Source organism: Deferrisoma camini S3R1, from assembly GCF_000526155.1.
Classification (GTDB): domain Bacteria; phylum Desulfobacterota; class Deferrisomatia; order Deferrisomatales; family Deferrisomataceae; genus Deferrisoma; species Deferrisoma camini.
On the sequence record NZ_JAFN01000001.1, the window covers coordinates 80980 to 100671 of the forward strand.

Here is a 19692-nt window from a genome sequence, read left to right on the forward strand (position 1 = left end):
CCCGCACTCACGCGGCTGCCGGCGCCTCGTTCCGGCCCCGCAGGATCTGGGAGGTCACGGCCGCGGCCAGCAGCAGGTACCCCACCGCGTCGGTCCACAGCGACGGCCAGAAGCAGGCGAGCGCCGCACCGGCCAGCAGGGCCGTCTCGACCCAGGTGGCCGCCCGCAACAGGTACCGGTCCAGCGCCGCGGCGAACGCGGCCAGCCCGGCGGCGGTGGCCACCATGGTGGCGGCCACCTCCATAGGGGGGCCGTTCATGAGCAGGGGCCGGTAGGCCATGACGATGGGGATGATGTAGAGCCCCTTGGCCAGCTTCCACGACACGAACGCGGTCTGCATGGGCGGCGCGCCCGCGATGCCCGCGCCGGCAAAGCTGGCCAGGCTGACGGGGGGGGTCACGTTGGCGTCCTGGGAGTACCAGAACACGATCATGTGGGCCACCATGAGCGGCACCCCCAGCTCCACCAGGGCCGGGCCGGCCAGGATCACCAGCACGATGTACGACGCCGTGACCGGAAGCCCCATGCCGAGCACCAGGGATGCCAGCCCGATCAGAAGGATGGCCAGGATCTCGTGACCGAACGAGAACTCCAGCACGAGCCCGCTGAACTTCAGCCCGATGCCCGTCAGGGACACCATGCCCACGATGATGCCGGCCGCCGCACACGCCACCGACACCACCACCGCGCCCCGGGCGCCCTTCTCCAGGGCCTCCAGGAGCTTCCGGGGCCCCATGCGGCTCTTCGACCGGATCAGGCTCGCCGCCCACACGCTCACCACGGCCAGGAACCCGGCCTTCATGGGCGAGACGTGGGCAAGCAGCGCGGCCACCAGCACGGCCACCGGGATCAGGAAGTGAAGGTTCTCGGCCAACACCTTCGAGGCCCTGGGCAGGTTCTCCTTGGCCTGGCCGTGGAGGCCGGTCTTCTTGGCCTCGAAGTGCACGAACAGCAGCACGGTGAAGTAGTACAGCAGGGCCGGTACGAACGCGACCTTGATGATCTCGAGGTAGCTGGTGTTCGTGAACTCGGCCATCAGGAACGCGCCCGCCCCCATGATGGGCGGCATGAGCTGGCCGCCGGTGCTGGCGGCCGCCTCGATGGCTCCGGCCACGTGGGGTTTGAAGCCCACCCGCTTCATCATGGGGATCGTGAACGAGCCGGTGGCCACCACGTTGCCCACGGCCGACCCGGACACCGAGCCCATGAACCCGCTGGCGATCACGGCGGTCTTGGCCGGGCCTCCGCTGAACCGCCCCGTGAGGGCGTGGGCCAGGTCGATGAAGAAGTTCCCCCCGCCGCTCACCTCGAGGAACGCCCCGAACAGGACGAAAATGAACACGAAGGTGGCGGCCACCCCGATGGGAATGCCGAAGATGCCCTCGGTGGTGAGCCACAGGGTGGTGGCCATGCGCTCCACGCTGTAGCCCTTGTGGATGATCACGTCGGGCATGTAGGGCCCGAAGTACGCGTAGAGGAGCGACAGGGCGCAGATTCCGGCCATGACCCACCCGATCACCCGGCGGCAGGCCTCGAGCACCAGGAGCGTCCCGATCACCCCCACCCACACGTCCTGGGGCAGCCAGTCGCCCTGGCGCTCGAAGATCGCGAGCAGGTTGAAGTCCAGGTACAGCACGCAGTACAGGGTGAGCCCGATCAGGCCGAGGTCGAGGACCCACCAGAGGTTGAGCCGGTCCTTGCGCACCCTCCGGAACGGGGGGTAGATGAGGAACACCAGGCACAGGATGGCGCCCAGGTGCACCGACCGCTGGATCAGCGCCGTGAGCGCCGTGAGCCCGGCCGTGTAGAGCTGGAACAGGCTCAGGGCCACCGCCAGCACGGTGACCACCCGGCCGACGGTACGGGAAAACGGCGTGGCTTGGTCCATCTCAGGCATCCTTCCGTGTAACTTCGGTCTACGGTCCACGGTCGTCGGTCTGGGGCCTTCGGCCCGCTGGGCGGCTAGGCAGCTAAGACATTCGTGATTCCAGCTTGGTAGCGCGCACCAACCCCTGGAAGAGGCCCCCGATGGCACCGCCGTCGGCCCGCGGGCGTGGGGCCTGCTAGGGCGCCGGGGCCAGCCCCCTCCCTATCTTGTCGCCGGGTTGGCAACAAGGGGGTCGGCCGCGGGCCGCAGCAGGGTTCGGACCCAACGGGTGAGGCGCGGCACCGGCCGGGTGGTGAACCGGACCGGCTGCCCCGGCACCCGCTCCGAGAGGTTCACCGCGGTGCCCCTCCACTCGATGGTGTGGTCCACGCCGGGGCTCCCCACCCGCAGCACGAACTCGCCCACGGGGTAGTGCATGCCCTCGATCGCCTGCAGCCCCCCCGACCCGGTCCACCGCCCCCGGCCGGGCAGGTCGCCCATGCCGGCGCCCACCATCACGAACCGCTCGTCCTCCACGTAGATGCGGCCCGCCGCGTCCACCGAGTGGACCTCCCAGATCGGCTCCCGGTCCACCGAGTGCACATAGTGGAGCGTGAACCGCTCCCCCGGGTCAAGCAGGCCCACCCACAGGGGCGGCCCCCCCCGCACCGGGACCACGGCCAGCTCGACCCCGCCCGGGCCGGCGGACCAGACCCACAGGATCACAGCAAACAGCCCGGCCAGCGCGGTGAGCGCCGGCCGGGCCAGGGGGCGTCTCATCCCTCGTGCCGGGTCAGGGCCGCAGCTTGGCGGGCACCTTGATCCCCTTCTCCTCGATCGCCCGGATGGCGCCGGGGTGGAAGGGGATGGGGGACTTGCCCACCGCGTTCTCGGGGGTGGTGTACTTGGCGAACGGGTGGATCTGCTCCAGGTAGTCCGTGTGCTCGAACAGGGTCTTGGTCAGCTGGTACACTAGGTCCTCGGGTAGATCCCTCTGACAGATGATAACGTTCCACACGCTCAGGGTGGGCACGGGCTGGTCCACGCCCCGGTACACCCCTCCCTCCAGGGTCCAGGCCGAGTAGTAGTCGTAGGCCTGCTCGACCTTCTTCTGCTGCTCGGGGGTGAAGCCCACGATCTCGATGTCGTGGGTGGTGGCCAGGTCCATGATGGAGCTGGTGCCCGGCGCCACGACCCAGAACCCGGCGTCGATGGTGCCGTCCCGCAGGGCGTTGGCGGTCTCGTTGAACGACAGCCGGAAGACGTTAAAGCTATCCAGGGGCACGCCCAGGGTCTTCAGGACCAGTTCCGCCATGAACGCCGTGCCGCTGCCGGGTGCGCCGATGCTCACCCGCTTGCCCTTGAAGTCGGTCACGTTCTGGATCCCCGACCCCTTCAGCGTCACGATCTGGAGCACGTTGGGGTACATGCAAGCCATGGCCAGGATCTTCTGGGGCTTGCCCTGGAACTTGCCGATGCCCCGGTATGCCTGGTATGCCACGTCGCCCATGACCTCGCCGATCACGGTCTCGCCCTTGTGGGCCAGCTTCACGTTCTCCACGCTGGCGCCCGTGACCTCGGCCACGGCCTTCACGCCGGGCACGTACTTGGACCAGATCTCGGCCAGGCCGCCCCCGTAAGGGTAGTACACCCCGCCGGTGCCGCCGGTGCCGATCGAGATGAACGTGGTCCGGGCCGCGGCCGGGCCGGCCAGGGCCACCGCCGCGCACAACGCCCACAACGCCGCCTTCTTCCGCATGGGAGTTCCTCCTTTTTTGTCCGGATCGTGGCGATCAGTCGCCCAGGGTCTTCACGAGCACGGTGAGGCTGGCCGGGGGCCGGGTGAGGCCCTTGACCGGGTAGGTGAAACTGGCCTCCTCGCCGGGTTTCACCACCGGCGGCTTGCCTTTCCGTGGAATCAGACCGCCCACCGCCTTGCCGTCGTCCAGGAACAGGTTCACCCGGTACCGGTGGGGTTGGGACGACACGTTCTTGATCCTCACCTTGAAGTGGAGCGACGGGGTCTTCTTGTAGTCCTTGATGAAGCAGGTGAGCTCCTCCAAGCTCACCTCGGGCGCGATCTGCTTCTCGATCTTGCCCTCGGGCGCGCAGGGCACCGGTCCTTCCTTCACCACCTGCTGCCCGGCGCACCCGGTCGTCCAGAGAAGCCCTGCTCCGGCGGCCAGCGCGACTGCGGTCGTTCCCCACCTTCTCATCGCGATCCTCCTTTCCCCTTGGGTGGACGTTCCGTAAGGTCTTGCCACACCAAATGCCGTTTTGAACAGGAGAAACGCGGTCAGAGTGCCATTCGTTGCAGGGGGTGTCAACCCTTCCCAGTCACTTCGGTCGACGGTCTGCGGTCAACGGTCGTCGGTCTGGGGCCTTCGGCCCGCTTCCATGTAACGTCCGTTAGGACGCTGGGAGGCTAGGACGCTAGGACGCATGAAAACCTACATGAGTTCAGAGCGTTTCAAGTGTGACCCCGGCTCTTTGGCGCCACCTCACGGTCTCGGGGGCATGGGGTCTGCTGGAGAGCCGTGCGCGGCTCCTTGGCTCGCCGCGCAGTGCTTCCAACGCCCGCACCGTGAGTTCGTTCGTGCCCCGCCGAACGGTTATGAAGCCACCGCCGGTGCCCCGTGCCTGCGCGGCGAATCTCAGTGCCCGGCTTCGCGCGCGGCCGGAAGCAGGCCCCATGCCCGCCGCCAGCCACGGCCCCGGACCAACGCACGTGACCCTTCTCCGTTGTAGGGTCCCGCAGCGGCCGAAGGGGGCTTCCAGGTCACTTCGGTCGTCGGGCTTGGGCCCTCGGCCGATCGGAAGGCTAGAGGAGCTAAAGGGCGGGAGGGTGTGGACTCCTGCTACCCTCCGGCCTCAAGGCCCGACTCCCTTGGGCCGATGAGCAGCACGCGGGTGAAAAAGCGCGGGAGGACGCCATGCCGAGACTCGACGCCTATTTCCGGGCCATGGTCCAGCAGGGGGCCTCGGACCTGCACCTGGTCGCGGGCAACCTGCCGGCCATGCGGATCCACGGGGAGCTCAAAAAACTGAAGGCCGAGCCCCTGACCGACCAGGGGCTCCGGGAGTTGCTCAGGGAGATCGCCCCGGACGAGGTGTGGGCCCGGTTCGAGGAGACCGGCGACGTGGATTTCGCCTACGAGCTGGAGGGGGTGGCCCGGTTCCGGGCCAACTACTTCGTGCAGAAGTTCGGGGCGGCGGCGGTGTTCCGTACCATTCCCTCCCAGGTCCTCACCTGCGAGGACCTCGGGCTGCCCGACGCGGTGCGCCGGCTGGCCTACCTTCGGAAGGGCCTGGTGCTGGTCACCGGCCCCACGGGCTCGGGCAAGTCCACCACGCTCGCGGCCATCATCGACGAGGCCAACCGGAACCGGCGGGACAACATCATCACCATCGAAGACCCGATCGAGTTCGTACACCAGAGCCAGGGGTGCCTGGTGAGCCACCGGGAGGTGGGCACCCACACCCGCAGCTTCGCCGTGGCCCTCCGGGCCGCCCTGCGGGAGGACCCGGACATCATCCTGGTGGGCGAGATGCGCGACAAGGAGACCATCGCGCTCGCCATCGAGGCGGCGGCCACCGGCCACCTGGTGTTCGGGACCCTGCACACTCAGAACGCGGCCAAGACCGTGGACCGGGTGATCGAGGTGTTCAGCGCGGAGGAGCAGCCCCAGATCCGCTCCACCCTGGCCGACAGCCTCAAGGCCGTGGTGGCCCAGAACCTGTTTCGTCGGGTGGACAAGCCCGGCCGGGTCGCGGCCCTCGAGGTGCTCGTCGTCACCCCGGCGATCTCGAACCTGATCCGGGAGGGCAAGACCTACCAGATCCCCTCGGCGATCCAGACCGGCAAGAAGCACGGCATGCAGTCGCTGGAGACCGCGATCCTGGCCCTGCTCGAGCAGAAGATCATCGCGCCGCGGGAGGCCTACGAGAAAGCCGTGGTGAAGGAGCCGTTCGTCCGGTTCCTCTCGGAGGAGGAGCGGGAGGGGCTCACATGAGCCGGCTGCGGGTGGAGAAGACCCCCCTGCGGGTCCGGCTGTACCTGGCGGACGGCACCCGGGCCGAGGGGGACCTGTTCGTGTCGCCCGTGTCTCCGGCCGGCGCCGGCCCCCAGCCCGTGTGGCAGCTGCTGGAGGAGGCCGGCCCGGTGGTGCCGTTCCGGGACGTCGAGGGCCGGTTCTGCCTGGTGGGAACCGGCCAGGTGGCCGCGGTGGAGATCCGGGACCCCGGCTCCCAGCCGGCTCCTTGGGCTCGGGCCGTGCCCGTGGAGGTGCGCCTGGCCGGGGGGCACGAGCTCGCCGGCGATCTGCTCCTGGAGGCCCAGGGCCGGCCGGTCGACGCCCTGCGTACCCCGGGCGAGTGGGTGTTCGTGCGCCGCTCGGATCACGGGGTATGGGTGCGTAAGGCCCTCCTGGTCGTTCTGAAGTTAGGGGAGTGAGGCCGGCCGCGAGCGCAGCATCCGATCGCCGCGCCTTCGTGTGCCGTTGTCTGATACCAAGTTGCCATCCGTCGGATACGCATCCGGGGGCGGGGCAATCCAAGGAGCGGCGTCCAGCGCTCCACCAGGCCCCAGGCCCCCGAGCTTCGGCGCGGCTGTTCGAGAGCCGCCCGGCCGCTTAGCTGCCCAGCGGCCCGAAGTTTCCGGAAGGATCCGCCCCACCCTCTGGCCCCATAGCGCAGGCCCCCCTCGACTGTCGACTACTCCCCACCCTGCAGGACTCTGTGCACCTCCGGGCCGGGAGGGCCCCGGCCGCCGGCGCCCGCTCCCCGGAACGGTGCTTGCTTCTTGGAGAGGGGCGAGTACTCTAGCCGCATCATTCGAGGAGCCTTCTGCCGCAACCGCCGCTTCCCCGCCCTCTCGTGGCGTGCTCGCGCCTCGGGGCTCGACGTGTCGACGGTACGCCCGCGCTCCGGGTGCGCTCGTGCTTGCCCCGATCTGACGCGCGCTCCACGGTTTCGCGACGAACGCTCATGAACAATGCGGGCTAAGGCCCAACGGTGCTGCCCCGGCCCGAGCGGGCCGGCGTGCCGCCCTGGCGGGAGGGTGCCCCGCCCAGGCCCGCGGGAGTGATAATGATGCCCAACGACACGATCTACGACGCCATCGTGGTCGGGCTCGGCCCCGGTGGATCCTCCACGGCGAGGGCGCTGGCCGCGAAGGGCCTGCGTGTCCTGGGACTGGACCGCGCCCGGTTCCCCCGCTACAAACCCTGCGGCGGCTGCCTGTCCCCCAAGGTGGAAGAGTTGCTGGGCGGCGAGCTTCCGCCCCTGGTGGAACGCGAGATCCATGGCGCCACCCTTTGTTTTCGGGGCGGCGAGGCCGCCCACGCCCGGAGCCCCCGGCCCGTGGCCTACATGGTCTCCCGGCTTCGTTTCGACGCCCGCCTCCTGGCCCTGGCCCGGGAGGCCGGTGCCGAGATCCGGGAGGGCGAGGCGTTCCTGTCCCTCGCCCAGGAGGGGGATGGGGTGACCGTGACCACGGACCGGAGCCGGTACCGGGCCCGGGTCGTGGTGGGGGCGGACGGGGTCAACAGCGCGGTGGCCCGCGCGGTGGGACTGCGCCACCGGGGCTGGAAGGCCGTTCTGATCGAGGCCGAGGTGGGCGTGGACGCCGGGGCGCTGGGAGATCTGGCCGACGAGGTGATCCTGGAGTTCGGCACGGTTCCCTTCGGGTACGGATGGATCTTCCCCAAGGCAGACCACCTGTCCATCGGGGTGGGGGGCATGGTGGGGAAGGTCGGTGACCTGAACGGCCTCTACCGGGACTTCCTGTCCCGGCACCGAATCCTGGGAGGGATCCGGTCCGAGGCCCGCCACGGGTACACCCTGCCCGTCTACACCCAGCGGCGGCCCCTGGTCCGGGGCCGTGTCCTGCTGGTGGGGGATGCCGCGGGGCTGGTGGACCCGTTCATCGGCGAGGGCATCTACTACGCGATCCGCTGCGGCGGGATCGCGGCCGAGGTGATCGAGGCCGCCCTGGCCGGCGGCACGGCGGACCTCTCGCCCTACGAGCACGCCGTCGACCGGGAGATGGGGCGCGAGTTTCGCACGGCCCACCGGTTGGCCCGGTTCGTGTACACCTTTCCTGATGCGTTCAACCGGATCGCGGCCGGCGCGCCGAGCGTGCTCGAGGGATACTTCGACGTGCTCCGGGGCGAGCGAAGCCACGCGTGGTTCCTGGGGGAGATCGGGAAGAAGGTCCTCTCGGACCTGTTCGCCTACACCGCCCTCCTTCGCCCCCGGCCGGTGGCGGACGCGCGGCACGCCTACGACCGCGTGGCGCCCCGTTACGACGCGTACGAGCGGGTGTGGCGGTCGGTCTCCACCGCGGTGCGGGAGGAGCTCCAGGCCCAGGTCGCGGAGCTGCTGCCCCCGAACGCCCTGGTCCTGGACGCCGGCGGAGGCACGGGGGCGACCACCGCCCTGCTCCTGTCCAGCGACCGGGTCCGTAGGGCGGACCTGCTCGACCTCTCCCCTGGCATGATCCGGGTGGCAGGCCGAAAGCTCCGGGACCCGAGGGTTCGCCTGATCCGGGGGGACATGGCGCGGCTCCCCTACCCGGACCGCACGTTCGACCTGGTGGTGTCCACATGGGCCATCGAGACCACCCCGGACCCGAAGAAGGCGGTCACCGAGTTCCTGAGGGTCATCAAGGACGACGGCGTCGTGATCTACACCTTCTGCAGCCTTCCGGAGGGGGGGATCGGCCGGCTCGGCGCCCGCCTGGTGGAGGCGGCCATGGGACGCAGGTTCGCCTTCCGGTTCCTCCCCCGCCGGGAGCGCCCCTACCACTCCTGCTCCCGGTCGCGTCTGGTGACCTTTTTCGGGGGCCTCATGACCCTGGTGGTTCTGCGCAAGTGCTGCACCGTAACCGACGAGGCCGCCCCGTGCGCCCTGCCGGCGTCGTGGGAGGCGCTCCTCGCCCAGGCCCCGGTGCCCCCGGCTGCCCCGCCGTGGTCGGGCCGGCCCGCTCAGGAGCGAGGAGAAACCCGATGACGACCGGTCCACCGATCGGAGGAACCTGGGGGCTCACCGCGGTCATGGTCGTGATCGTCTCGTGGGTCCTGTACCGCTACCTGGCGCCGGCGAGCTGGAAGGAGTGGAGCCGGGCCGGGCTGATCCAGGCGTTCATCATCGCGCTCTACGCCGAGATGTACGGCTTCCCCCTCACCATCTACCTGCTTACCGGGTGGCTCGGTATCAAAGTGCCGTGGCTCCATCAGAGCGGGCACCTGTGGGCCACGCTGTTCGGGTGGGGCGATGCAGGGGCCATGATCGAGATGCTCGTGGGGTACACCGTGGTGTTCCTGGGCATCTCGCTCCTGGTGGAGGGGTGGCGCGAGGTGTACCGGGCCACCCAGAAGGGCGAGCTGGCCACCAAGGGGCTCTATGCCATCGTGCGCCACCCCCAGTACACGGGGATCTTCCTGGCCATCTTCGGGCAGCTCATCCACTGGCCCACCATTCCGACCCTGGTGCTGTTCCCGGTCATCGTGTGGGCCTACTACCGGCTCGCCCGGAAGGAGGAGCGGGCCATGCTCGAGAAGCACGGGACCGCCTACGCCGAGTACCGCCGCACCGTGCCCATGTTCCTCCCCAAGTGGGGCGACTGGAAGCGTCTGCTCACCCCTGGGTCGGCCGAGGACCGCGACGCCTGACCCCTCCCCGACGGGCCGTGCGGCCCGACCCGCACGGCAGGAGACGAGATCATGAGAGAGTTCCTGACGACCAACTGGCTGTGGATCGCACTGATCGTGGGCGTTCTGTTCTGGATGCGAAGTTCGCGCCGAAGGCGATCCGGACACGGGGGGATGCACCGGACAGGGGGCGGAGGGGGCGGATGCGGCGGCGGGAGCCGTCGGGAGCCCGAGGGCGGGGAGCCCAAGATCGAGGAACCCAAGATCGAGGAACCCAAGGAGGCCCCGGCCGGAAAGCGCCGCCGAGGGTGCTGATCTCTCGCCCGGCCGGGGCCAGGCCCCCTCCCGGCACCACGGCCGCCCCTCCCTCCCTCGGCCCTCCATTAGGAGAAGCGCCATGCTCAACATCCGCGTCGTGACCTGGTCCCTCAGCTCGTTCACCCTGTTCAGCTACCTCGTCTGCATCCTCTACGGGCTGATCGTGCCCGAGAGCCTGCACATGACGACGTTCCTCGAGTCCGTCCTGCCCGGGTTTCGATGGCTCACCCCGGTGGGGTTTGCGATCGGGTTCGTCGAGAGCTTTCTGTGGGGCGCCTACATCGGGCTCGTGTTCACCCCGCTCTACAACTTCTTCCAGCGCAGGCTGGGCCCGTGAGGGCAGGAGGAAGGGGGGCCGCCCTCCGGGAAAACCGAGCCTATCTTGTCTGATTCGCCGGATCTGCGGGTTGGCGCAGGAATGCGTCGAGGCACTCCCGCGAGCAGAAGTAGAACCGTCGGCCGTCGCGGACGGTGGTGAGGGGGTTCCCCTCGGCGTGGACCGCCATGCCGCACACCGGGTCCACCCACTCGGCTCCCCGGGGGGCGACGACGCCCGGCCCCGGGGGGCTCCCCGGCCGGCCCAGCAGCTCGAGCACCTCGTCGGGCGTCTCGGCTTGGAGGCACTGCCGGGCCAGCCGGCGGCAGTCCCGCGGCCGCAGGGTGGCCAGGCGCGCCCTGACCGCCTGTGCCCGGTTGACGGGGACGCTCAGGTCCGTGATGCCCAGCCCGATCAGGGCGGGCAGCAGGGCGAGGTCGCTGCCGGCCTTCCCGCAGATCGACAGGGGCTTGCCGGCCTCTTTCGCGTCCCGGGCCAGCGCAGCCAGCACCTGGAGCACCACGGGGTGCTCCGGCCCGTAGGTTCGCAGCACGTTGGGGTTGGAGCGGTCCACCGCGAACAGGTACTGGATCAGGTCGTTGGTGCCGATGCTCGCGAAGTCCGCCGCCTCGAGCAGGCGCCGGAACGACCACGCGGCCGACGGGGTCTCCACCAGCACCCCTCGCTCGAACCTCTCCTGGAACGCGGTCCCCTCGGCCGCCAACGAGTCCACGGCCTGGTCCACCAGGCCCTGGACGAACCGCCACTCCTCGACGCACTCGATCATGGGGAACAGCAGGCGCAACCCGGGAAACCCGGCCGCGGCCCGGAGGATCGCCCGGACCTGGGTGAGCAGGATCTCCGGGTGAAAGCGGTAGATCCGGTGGGCCCGGAGCCCCAGGGCGGGGTTGTCCTGGGGGCCGAGGGAGAAGTAGGGGAGGGCCTTGTCTCCGCCGATGTCCAGCGTGCGCACGGTGGCCCGGCCCGGGGCGCACCGCTCGAACAGGCGTCGGTACGCCTCGGTCTGCTCCTCCTCGCCGGGCATTCCTCCACGTCGGCCCAGGAACAGCATCTCGGTGCGGTAGAGCCCCACGCCTTCGACCCCTGTCCAGTCCACCCCCACGAGCTGCCCGGGATCCATGACGTTGAGCCACACCCGGGCCAGGGACGAAGGCGCGGGGCCGGGCACCGGCACGGGGGGGGCCTCGGCAAGGCGCGGCTCCAGGTCCGCGGCCGCCGGCTCCACCAGGAGCTCCCCGCGGTCGGCGTCCAGGAGGACCCGGGAACCGTCCAGGGACCACAGGGCCTCTAGCCGAGGCACCCTCAGCACCGGCAGATCGAACGACTGGGCGAGGATCGCCCCGTGGGACAGGGGAGTCCCCCTGTCCACCACGAAGCCCCGCACCCCACGGGCGTGGGCCTCCAACACCAGGGAAGGCAGCAGCTCCCTGGTGGCCAGGATGCACTCCGACGGGTCCTGGGGAAGCCCCGCGAGGAGCGACGCCTGCTGGCCGGCCAGCCGCTGGCGGAGCTGGATGGCCAGGTCCCGCAGATCGGGCGCCCGCTCGACCAGGACCGGGTTGCCCGACCCCTCGAACACGCGGACGATCTCCTCGATGGCGTGCTCGACCGCCGCCTCGGCCGCAAGGTTGGTGCTTCGGATCGTCTCCTCGATCCGGGAGCGCAACGAGGAGCCCTCCAGCAAAAGGATGTGGCTGCGCAGGATGTCCGCCCCGGGCGAGGCAGAGTCCTCCCCCAGCCGGGCGACCATCTCGCGAAGGTCTTCGATCAACGAGCCCACGTGCTGGGCGAACCGTTCGATCTCCGTCTCGGGTTCTCCCGGGACCACGGGGTCCCGCCGCGCCTGTGGCGCGGGCACAAAAAAGCGCAGGATCCCCTGCGCGACCCCGGGCGCAATGCCCGAGCCGGTCACCATGCGGTCCTCCTGTTCTCTCGTCTCGGTCGTCATGTCTCCACCTGGGCTCCGGGGTCACTCCCCGTCCAGGAGCCGGCGCTCGCCCTCCAGGGTTCGGATGTCGGTCACGTCCTGGCTCACCTCCAGGGTGCCCTGGTAGCGGCCCGCCGCGTCGCGGACGGCGAAGTAGCGGATGTGGATGAACCGCCCTCCCAACTGGAGCCAGAACTCCGCACTGTCGCGCTCGCCGGCCTTGAAGGCGTCGAGGATCATGTTGACCCGGTGCACGCTCTTGGGCGGATGGCAGTTGCGCACCTCACGGCCGATGATGCCGGGGCTCCGGGGGAAGATCCGGTGGGGCCCCTCGGAATAGTAGGCCACCCGGTCGTCCGCGTCCACGAAGGTGACGTCCACGGGCAGGTGGGTGAGGAGCAGGTTGATCTGCTCGGGGGTGAGCCGGCCGGTGTCGAGACGGACCGCGGCCCCGGTGAGGTCCTCCGGGGGTGCGGCGGGCCCGGGACCGGGGGGAGCCTCCGAAGGGGACGGGGCCTCCGCATCGGGCCAGCCCGGGGCGGGCTCGACCCAGGCGAACCCGATCTCGGCCTCGCCCCGGGCCATGCGGGCCCACTCGTCGCGGGAGAGCAGGTCGAGGCTCGCGGGGAACAGGATGTGCTCCTCCTTGTAGATCATGTCGCGGATGGCCTTGAGGGCGTCGAGCAGGTTCGTGCGGAACGCCTGGGGGTCCAGTCGGTCCAGGGCTTGGCGGGCCGCCTTGATCATGCCCCGGATGTCGTCGTGGATGGACCACATGACCTGGGTGGGGCCGGTGAAGTGGTGGGCCTCGAGGGCCGGGAAGAGCTGGTTCTCCTTGCGGGTGTAGTGCACGTCCACCCGGGCCAGGCGGTCCAGCAGGGCCCCGAACTCCGGCGCGGCCGCCCGCAGCGCCTCGGCCGCGCCGGGCTCCCCGGGCCGGGGCAGCCGGCCCAGGGCCAGGCTCAGCCGGGAGACGATCTCCTCCAGGGCCCGGTTCTCCTTCATGTAGGTGTGCACCGGGTGCCCGGGCGGAACCTCGGGCCGGTCCCGCTCCTCCAGGGCCTCCTTGAAGAGCTCCACGTGCACGTCGCACAGGCGCCGGATCTCCTCGGCCGGCAGCCCCTCGTCGATCAAGGCCTGCTCCACGGCCGCGATCTCGGAGGCGTCCACCCCGCCCAGCACCCGGCGGAACCGCTCCTTCACCTCTTCCACGGGAGCGCCGTCGTGTAGTTCGCGCAGGATCTCCTTGAGGGCCTCCTTGCGGTCCTCCGGCCCCTGGGGCGGGCCGGACACCGCCTGCCGCAGGGTGCGCACCAGGTCGTCCACCGGGATGCCGGCGATGGCGGCCGCGTTCTCCAAGGTGGCCACCTTGCCCATGGTCTTCCGCAGCAGCGGGTTCCGCAGCTTGGCGAACGCGGGGGACCGGGCCACCAGCACCTCGAGCAGGTGGGGGTGCTCCCGAAGCAGGTCGTGGATCCGGGTCTTGGGGCCGATCTCGACGGGCATGATCACCTCCTGGCCGTGGGGTTGGATCTCGCCGCAGTGTACCTCGGCGGGCGGATCGCTCAAGGGGACTTCCGGGCACCGCCACGGGCCGGGACGCATCCGTGAACCCGGGGGCAAGGTATGGTAGATTCGGCGCTCCAGCAGATCCCATGCCCCGCTGAGCAGGGGGCGCTAGCGTCTGTTTGTCCGCCGGGTTAACAAAAGACTCAGTGATCGAAGAGGTTCTCAGGCTTTCTGGCTTCCCAGCCTTCCAGCTTTCCAGCGGAAAGTCCCCGAGGTTTCCCATGACCGACTGCGTGTGGATCTACATGACCGTGCCGTCCCGGGAGGAGGGGCTGCGGATCGGCCGGGCCCTGGTGGAGGAGCGTCTGGCCGCCTGCGCCAACGTGCTCGGCGGGCTCACGTCGGTGTACTGGTGGGACGGGGCGGTCCAGGAGGACTCCGAGGCCGCCCTGGTCCTGAAGTCCCGGGCGGATCGGGTGGACCGGATCACCGCCCGGGTCAAGGAGCTCCACTCCTACTCGTGCCCCTGCGTGGTGGCGCTGCCCATCGCGGGCGGCAACCCCGAGTTCCTCGACTGGATCCGGACCGAGACCCGCTGATACCAAGTTGCGTTCAAAGCTGTTGCCCCCCTGAACAGAGGGGCAAGGGACCTGCCGGAGAGCCGGGTGCGGCTCCTTCGCTCGCCGCGCAGCGCCTGTGACGTTCGGACTGTGAAATGGTACGTATTCCACTGACTTGCAAGGAAGTCAGCTCTCCTGTCCTGTGCCTGCGCGGCGAACCTCAATGCTCGGCTTCGCGCCCGGCCGGAGGCAGGTCCCTTGCCCCGCCCCCCGAGGGATCCGGGCTTGGACGCAGCTCAGCATGAGCCATCGCCCCATGGAGTTTCTGGCCGACCTGCACATCCACTCCCGGTTCTCCCGGGCCACCAGCCGGAGCCTGAATCTGCCGGAGCTCCACGCCTGGGCCCAGCGCAAGGGGCTGTTCCTGTTGGGCACGGGGGACGTGACCCACCCGGCCTGGTACGCCGAGCTCGCCGACCAGCTCGTGGAGGCCGAGCCGGGGCTCTACCGGCTGCGGGACGACCTGGCCCGGGAGGCCGACGCCGCCGTGCCGGCCGCCTGCCGGGGGCCGGTGCGGTTCGTGCTGCAGGGGGAGGTGAGCTGCATCTACAAGCACGACGGCGCGGTGCGCAAGGTGCACCACGTGGTGTTCCTGCCCCACCTCGAGGCCGCGGGCCGGTTCCTCTCGGCCCTGGACCGGCTCGGGAACGTGCGCTCGGACGGACGGCCGATCCTGGGCCTCACCAGCCGCCAGGTGCTGGAGATCCTCCTCGATACCGCGCCGGGGGCGTTCCTGGTGCCGGCCCATGTGTGGACCCCCTGGTTCTCCATCCTCGGCTCCCGCTCGGGGTACGACTCGGTGGAGGCGTGCTTCGGCGACCTGGCCGGGGAGATCTTCGCCCTGGAGACCGGCCTGTCGTCGGACCCGGCCATGAACTGGCGGGTATCGGCCCTGGACCGGTTCGCCCTGATCTCCTGCTCCGACGCCCACTCGGCCGCGAACCTGGGCCGGGAGGCCTGCCGGTTCGACCTGGCCGACCCCTCCTTCGAGGCTCTGCGCCGCAGCCTGGAGGACCCCGGCCGGCCGGGTCTGTGGGGCACCCTGGAGTTCTTCCCGGAGGAGGGGAAGTACCATCTGGACGGCCACCGCAAGTGCGGGGTGCGGCTCACCCCGGCCGAGACCCGGGAGACGGGGGGCCGCTGCCCCGAGTGCGGCGGCAAGGTCACGGTGGGGGTGCTGCACCGGGTGGAGGAGCTGGCCGACCGGCCGCCGGGGGAGCGGCCCGAGGGTGCCCGGCCGTACCAGACCCTGGTGCCCCTGGCCGAGGTGGTGGCCGAGGCCCTGGGGGTGGGGCCGCGCACCAAGCGGGTGGCCGGGGTGCTGGACCGGCTGGCCCGGAAGGTGGGGCCCGAGCTGACCGTGCTGCTCCGGGCCGACCCCTCCGAGGTGGACCGGTGCGCCGGGCCGGTGGTGGCCGAGGCCGTGGTGCGGGTGCGGGAAGGAAGGGTGCACGTCGAAGGGGGGTACGACGGCGAGTTCGGGGTGGTGCGGATCTTCGAGCCGGACGAGCGCCGGGAGATCGAGCGCCAGGGGAGCCTGTTCACCGGGCTCGCCGAGCTCCCTCGCACCGGTCGGCGGAGGAAACGGGCCGCCCCGCCCCGGCCCGAACCCGAGCCGGAAGCCCGGCCGGACACCCCTGCGGGGGGGCTGGACCCGGACCAGGCCCGGGCCGTGGAGGCCCCGGCCGGCCCCGTGCGGATCGTGGCCGGGCCCGGCACGGGCAAGACCCGTACCTTGGTGGCCCGGATCGCCCACCGCATCCGGAGCACCGGGGTGTCCCCGCACCAGGTGCTGGCCGTCACCTTCACCAACCGGGCCGCGGCCGAGCTGGCCGAGCGTCTCGGCCGGGAGTTGGCGGAGGGGGCGCAGGGGGTCACGGTGGGCACGCTCCACCGGCTCGGGCTCGAGATCCTCCGCCGGGAGCACCGGGCCGCCGGCCTGCCCGAGGGGTTCTCCGTGGTGGACCGGGACGAGGCCGTCTCGCTGGTGGCCAAGATCGCCGGGGTGAGTGGGCGGGAGGCCCGGGCCCTGGCCGAGGAGATCTCCCGGGCCCGAAGGGTCGGCCTGGACGGCGCCCCCGAGGTGGTCCGGCGCTACGAGGAGGCCCTGCTCGCGAGGGGGGCCGTGGACCTGGACGGGCTCGTGTGCCGGGCCGCCCAGCTTCTGGAGGATCTGCCCGCGGTGCGGCAGGAGTGGCAGCGCCGGTGGGCGTTCGTGGCCGTGGACGAGTTCCAGGACCTGGACCCGGCCCAGTATCAGCTGCTGCGGCTGCTGGCGCCCCCCGGCGGGGATCTCACGGTGATCGGCGACCCGGACCAGTCCATCTACGGGTTCCGGGGAGCCGACCCAGGCCTGTTCGACCGGTTCGGCCGGGAGGAGCCGGCCCTCCACACCGTGCGCCTGGGTCGCACCTACCGGTGCGTGGAGCCGGTGGTCCGGGCCGCCCGGGCCGTGCTGGGACCCGGCGCGCCCGACCTGGCCGCCGTGCGGGGCCCGGGGCCGGAGGTGCGGTTGGTGGAGGCGGCCACGGACCGGGACGAGGCCGAGTGGATCGCGCGGGAGGTCGAGCGGCTGGTGGGGGGGACGTCGCACCGGGCGGGGGACGGCGCCCTCCGGCGGGTCGGGGGCTACGGGTTCGGGGAGGTGGCCGTGCTGGTGCGCACCCGGGCCCAGGCGCCCCTGATCGCCGAGGCGTTGGGCCGGGCGGGGTTCCCGGTGCAACGGGCCCTGGGCGACGGGTTCCTGGCCGGGCCGGGCCGCCGCCTGCGGGAGCGGCTCCGCAGGGCGGCCCCGGCCGCGGATCCCCTCGAGGCGTTGAGCGCGGCCCTGGAGGCAGAGGCCCTGGAGCCGGAGGACCCGGCGGCCGCGGCCTGGACCGCGGCTGCCGCAGGCGCCGGAACCGTGGCCGAGCTCCTGGACCGGGTGGCACTGGCCGAGGCGGGGGACGAGTACCGGCCCGGGGAGCGGGTGACGGTGCTCACCCTGCACGCGGCCAAGGGGCTTGAGTTCCCGGTGGTGTTCGTGGCGGGGTGCGAGGACGGGCTCCTACCCTACCGGGCGCCGGGCCGGGGGTCCGACCCGGGCGAGGAGCGGCGGCTCCTGTACGTGGGCATGACCCGGGCCCGGGACGTGCTCGTGCTCACCCGGGCCCGCCGGCGCAGGCTCTACGGCGAGACCCGTCGGCCCGGGGAGAGCCCCTTCCTGGCCGGCGTGGACCTGGAGCGCACCACCCTCCAGCCGTTCACGGCCCCGACCCGGCAGTTGACGCTGTTTTAGGCTGGGACGTTGGGACGTTAGGACGTTGGGACGCGCTGTGGCTTCCTTGGCTTCCCAGCCTTCCAGCCTTCTAGCTTTCTACCCTTCCCCGGGTTCGAGCTCCACGGGGTGGGGTTCGCCGTCCGCGGGCATCACACCCCGGGCCGAGGCGCCCGGGCCGGCGTGGCGCCACCACACCTTGGGGTCCTGGCCGGTGGCGGCCTTGCCGCCGGCCCGGTGGCCGAACCCGTCAGGAAGCACCACGGCCCGGGGGTGCAGCCCCCGGAGCACGCGCACCGGGAACCGGGCGTGACGTTCCCCGGAGCGCACCACGGCGGTGTCGCCGGTGCGCAGGCCCAGCCGTTCCGCCGCTCCGGCCGCCACCTGCACCTCGCCCACGGGCACGATCTCCCGGTTGCGGCGGGTGTTGGCGTAGGTGCGGGGAAGCACGTTGGGCGCGGTCACCCGGCCGAGCAGCCCCTCCTCCGCGGCCGGCGCCTCCAGCCGCCGCCCCAGGCTCGGGGGCTGGACGGGGTTGGGGGCCTTGGGCTCCTCGGCCACCCAGATCCCCCGCCGCCTCAGGGCTTGGAAGCTGCCGGGTCCCCAGGACTTGCGGAGCCGCTCGTCGAGAACGGCGGGCACGGTGGGCGGCAGGCCCCGCTCCCCCGCGCGCCGGGCGAGCTCCAGGATCAGGTCCGGGATGCCCCGGGCCTCGCCCAGTGGCCGGGGCCAGGGCTCGAACAGGGCCAGGTGCTCGGTGGTGGGGTCCCGGAGCTTGTCGGGCTCCGACGCGGGGCGGGTCACCGGCTGCTGCAGCGCCAGGTAGGGCCGGCCGTCCGGCAGCGCCCCCTCCACCAGGTCCCAGCACTCGTAGGCCGTGGCCAGGGGCAGGACCAGGTCCGCCATCGAGGCCGTCTCGGTGAGGTGGGTGTCCACGGCCACCACGAGCTTCACCCGTTCCGGGTCGGCCAGGGCCCGGGACACCGCGTTCGGGTCCGGGCCGTCGTAGGCCGGGTTGGCCTCCGCGGCCAGGTACAGGTCCAGGGGGGCGTCAGCGCCCTCCAGGAAGGACCGCCACCATTCCTCCGGGGTGCGGGTGGGCCGGGCCGGGGTGGAGAAGTAGGGTCCCCGGGCGGTCTGGATGCCCCCGGGCCGGTTCACATTGCCCACCAGATGGTTCAGGACCGCGGCGGCCGCGGCCTCGGGGGTGCCCGGCTGGGCCACGGCCACCGACGGCCGGCGGCCGGCAAAGGTCATCGCGAGTCGCCGGAGCCGCTCGGGCGTGATGCCGGTTCGCTCGGCCACCCGTCCGGCGTCGTAAGGGGCGAGCGCCTCGTCCAGGGCGTCGGCCACGGTCGGGGCCGATTTCCGCAACGCCTCCCGGTCCACTCCGCCCTCGTCCCACAGCAGCTTGGCCATGCCGAGAGCCGCCCAGGCGGACGCCCCCGGCGGCACCGGCACCCACTCGCACACCGAACCGGTCGCCCCCACGGCCTCGGCCAGCAGCACCACCCGGGCGCCCCGAGCCCGGGCCTCCACCAGGCTGCGCACCTCGGGCACCCGGAACCGGCCGTCCATGAGCGGGGCGCCCACCAGGTAGATGGTCTCGGCCCGGCGCAGGTCGGGGCCGAGCACGGGCGCGCCGTAGAGGTCGGCGTCGGACCGGGGCCCGGGGCGGCCGGGCAGGTCCCGGTCCAGCAGCACGTCGGTCCAGCCCAGCGTCTCCTGTAGGTCGCCCACCAGGAACCGGTCCATGGAGAGGTGGAGCACCGACCGCCCTCCCACGGCCTGGGCGATTCGACCCAGGGCCTCGTCCCACGACACCGGCTCCCACCGACCCGACCCCCTGGGTCCGACCCGGCGCAGGGGCCGGAGCACCCGCTCCGGGTCGTACAGCCGCTCCAGCTCGGCAAAGGCCCGGGCGCACAGCCCGCCCTCGTTGGTGGGCGAGCCGGGGTTGCCCTCGATCTGCACCACCCGGTCCCCGTCGCGGAACGCGATGAGGCCGCACCGGGCGGGGCACATGCCGCAGAGCGACGGTTTGGGGTTGCGGAACTTGCGCAGAGTGCGGTGAGGGGCCTCGACCGGCCGCAGGCCGGCCCCGGCCGGTAGAGCCGCGCCGGCCGCGCCGGCAACGCCCAGCTTCAGAAACGACCTTCGGTCCCAGCGGTTCACGGGGCCCTCCTCGGTGGGAAGCGTCGCAGGA

15 protein-coding genes are annotated in these 19692 nt (G+C 71.5%); 8 read left to right on the top strand and 7 right to left on the bottom strand.

Annotation, left to right across the window (positions count from 1 at the left end):
• Positions 1-7 precede the first annotated feature (7 nt).
• From DEFCA_RS0100385 to DEFCA_RS0100400, 4 genes are all read right to left on the bottom strand, one after another.
• The gene (locus DEFCA_RS0100385) at positions 8-1888 is read right to left on the bottom strand and encodes a TRAP transporter permease (protein ID WP_245693400.1); all 1881 of its coding nucleotides are present in this window, start codon (positions 1886-1888) and stop codon (positions 8-10) included.
• A gap of 201 nt (positions 1889-2089) precedes the next feature.
• A complete protein-coding gene (locus DEFCA_RS18895; protein WP_025321069.1) occupies positions 2090-2647 on the bottom strand; it encodes a DUF1850 domain-containing protein in 558 nt (185 codons plus the stop codon).
• A gap of 13 nt (positions 2648-2660) precedes the next feature.
• Positions 2661-3626 (bottom strand): TAXI family TRAP transporter solute-binding subunit, encoded by a 966-nt coding sequence (locus DEFCA_RS0100395; RefSeq protein WP_025321070.1) that lies wholly within the window; start codon positions 3624-3626, stop codon positions 2661-2663.
• Between the two features lie 34 nt (positions 3627-3660).
• Positions 3661-4083 (bottom strand): hypothetical protein, encoded by a 423-nt coding sequence (locus DEFCA_RS0100400; protein WP_169709386.1) that lies wholly within the window; start codon positions 4081-4083, stop codon positions 3661-3663.
• Between the two features lie 717 nt (positions 4084-4800).
• Here DEFCA_RS0100400 and DEFCA_RS0100405 point away from each other — a divergent pair.
• From DEFCA_RS0100405 to DEFCA_RS0100430, 6 genes are all read left to right on the top strand, one after another.
• The gene (locus DEFCA_RS0100405; protein ID WP_025321072.1) at positions 4801-5880 is read left to right on the top strand and encodes a type IV pilus twitching motility protein PilT; all 1080 of its coding nucleotides are present in this window, start codon (positions 4801-4803) and stop codon (positions 5878-5880) included.
• Positions 5877-6320, top strand: coding sequence for a hypothetical protein (locus DEFCA_RS0100410; protein ID WP_025321073.1), 444 nt, complete (start codon positions 5877-5879; stop codon positions 6318-6320). The genes DEFCA_RS0100405 and DEFCA_RS0100410 overlap by 4 nt, the downstream gene beginning before the upstream one ends.
• A gap of 638 nt (positions 6321-6958) precedes the next feature.
• Positions 6959-8878, top strand: coding sequence for a geranylgeranyl reductase family protein (locus DEFCA_RS20040; protein WP_169709387.1), 1920 nt, complete (start codon positions 6959-6961; stop codon positions 8876-8878).
• A complete protein-coding gene (locus DEFCA_RS0100420) occupies positions 8875-9540 on the top strand; it encodes a methyltransferase family protein (protein WP_025321075.1) in 666 nt (221 codons plus the stop codon). Before DEFCA_RS20040 ends, DEFCA_RS0100420 begins: the two co-directional genes overlap by 4 nt.
• A 51-nt stretch (positions 9541-9591) precedes the next feature.
• On the top strand, positions 9592-9834 hold the full coding sequence (locus DEFCA_RS0100425; RefSeq protein WP_025321076.1) for a hypothetical protein: 243 nt from the start codon (positions 9592-9594) through the stop codon (positions 9832-9834).
• Positions 9835-9916: 82 nt separating this feature from the next.
• Positions 9917-10174, top strand: coding sequence for a DUF5676 family membrane protein (locus tag DEFCA_RS0100430; RefSeq protein WP_025321077.1), 258 nt, complete (start codon positions 9917-9919; stop codon positions 10172-10174).
• A 40-nt stretch (positions 10175-10214) separates the two neighbouring features.
• On the opposite strand, the gene DEFCA_RS0100435 is transcribed toward DEFCA_RS0100430, so the two are convergent.
• Together DEFCA_RS0100435 and DEFCA_RS0100440 are read right to left on the bottom strand one after the other, a co-directional pair.
• Positions 10215-12122: a putative PEP-binding protein gene (locus tag DEFCA_RS0100435; RefSeq protein WP_084318555.1), complete on the bottom strand. Its 1908-nt coding sequence runs from the start codon at positions 12120-12122 to the stop codon at positions 10215-10217.
• 21 nt (positions 12123-12143) lie between these two features.
• Positions 12144-13670, bottom strand: a complete 1527-nt coding sequence (locus DEFCA_RS0100440; RefSeq protein ID WP_245693402.1) for a DUF438 domain-containing protein — start codon at positions 13668-13670, stop codon at positions 12144-12146.
• Positions 13671-13891: 221 nt separating this feature from the next.
• Here DEFCA_RS0100440 and cutA point away from each other — a divergent pair, with 221 nt between their 5' ends.
• Both cutA and DEFCA_RS23900 read left to right on the top strand, forming a co-directional pair.
• On the top strand, positions 13892-14209 hold the full coding sequence (gene cutA / locus DEFCA_RS0100445) for a divalent-cation tolerance protein CutA (RefSeq protein ID WP_025321080.1): 318 nt from the start codon (positions 13892-13894) through the stop codon (positions 14207-14209).
• A gap of 262 nt (positions 14210-14471) precedes the next feature.
• Entirely contained in the window at positions 14472-17507 is a 3036-nt protein-coding gene (locus DEFCA_RS23900; RefSeq protein WP_169709388.1) for a UvrD-helicase domain-containing protein, read from the top strand.
• A 78-nt stretch (positions 17508-17585) separates the two neighbouring features.
• On the opposite strand, the gene DEFCA_RS0100455 is transcribed toward DEFCA_RS23900, so the two are convergent.
• Positions 17586-19661, bottom strand: coding sequence for a molybdopterin-containing oxidoreductase family protein (locus tag DEFCA_RS0100455; protein WP_025321082.1), 2076 nt, complete (start codon positions 19659-19661; stop codon positions 17586-17588).
• Positions 19662-19692 lie beyond the last annotated feature (31 nt).

What these genes read in the sequence shown, in the direction of transcription:
- DEFCA_RS0100385 (WP_245693400.1), bottom strand. Translation starts at nt 1,888, where the DNA reads ATGGACCAAGCCACGCCGTTTTCCCGTACCGTCGGCCGGGTGGTCACC.
- DEFCA_RS18895 (WP_025321069.1), bottom strand. Translation starts at nt 2,647, where the DNA reads ATGAGACGCCCCCTGGCCCGGCCGGCGCTCACCGCGCTGGCCGGGCTG.
- DEFCA_RS0100395 (WP_025321070.1), bottom strand. Translation starts at nt 3,626, where the DNA reads ATGCGGAAGAAGGCGGCGTTGTGGGCGTTGTGCGCGGCGGTGGCCCTG.
- DEFCA_RS0100400 (WP_169709386.1), bottom strand. Translation starts at nt 4,083, where the DNA reads ATGAGAAGGTGGGGAACGACCGCAGTCGCGCTGGCCGCCGGAGCAGGG.
- DEFCA_RS0100405 (WP_025321072.1), top strand. Translation starts at nt 4,801, where the DNA reads ATGCCGAGACTCGACGCCTATTTCCGGGCCATGGTCCAGCAGGGGGCC.
- DEFCA_RS0100410 (WP_025321073.1), top strand. Translation starts at nt 5,877, where the DNA reads ATGAGCCGGCTGCGGGTGGAGAAGACCCCCCTGCGGGTCCGGCTGTAC.
- DEFCA_RS20040 (WP_169709387.1), top strand. Translation starts at nt 6,959, where the DNA reads ATGCCCAACGACACGATCTACGACGCCATCGTGGTCGGGCTCGGCCCC.
- DEFCA_RS0100420 (WP_025321075.1), top strand. Translation starts at nt 8,875, where the DNA reads ATGACGACCGGTCCACCGATCGGAGGAACCTGGGGGCTCACCGCGGTC.
- DEFCA_RS0100425 (WP_025321076.1), top strand. Translation starts at nt 9,592, where the DNA reads ATGAGAGAGTTCCTGACGACCAACTGGCTGTGGATCGCACTGATCGTG.
- DEFCA_RS0100430 (WP_025321077.1), top strand. Translation starts at nt 9,917, where the DNA reads ATGCTCAACATCCGCGTCGTGACCTGGTCCCTCAGCTCGTTCACCCTG.
- DEFCA_RS0100435 (WP_084318555.1), bottom strand. Translation starts at nt 12,122, where the DNA reads ATGACGACCGAGACGAGAGAACAGGAGGACCGCATGGTGACCGGCTCG.
- cutA (WP_025321080.1), top strand. Translation starts at nt 13,892, where the DNA reads ATGACCGACTGCGTGTGGATCTACATGACCGTGCCGTCCCGGGAGGAG.
- DEFCA_RS23900 (WP_169709388.1), top strand. Translation starts at nt 14,472, where the DNA reads ATGAGCCATCGCCCCATGGAGTTTCTGGCCGACCTGCACATCCACTCC.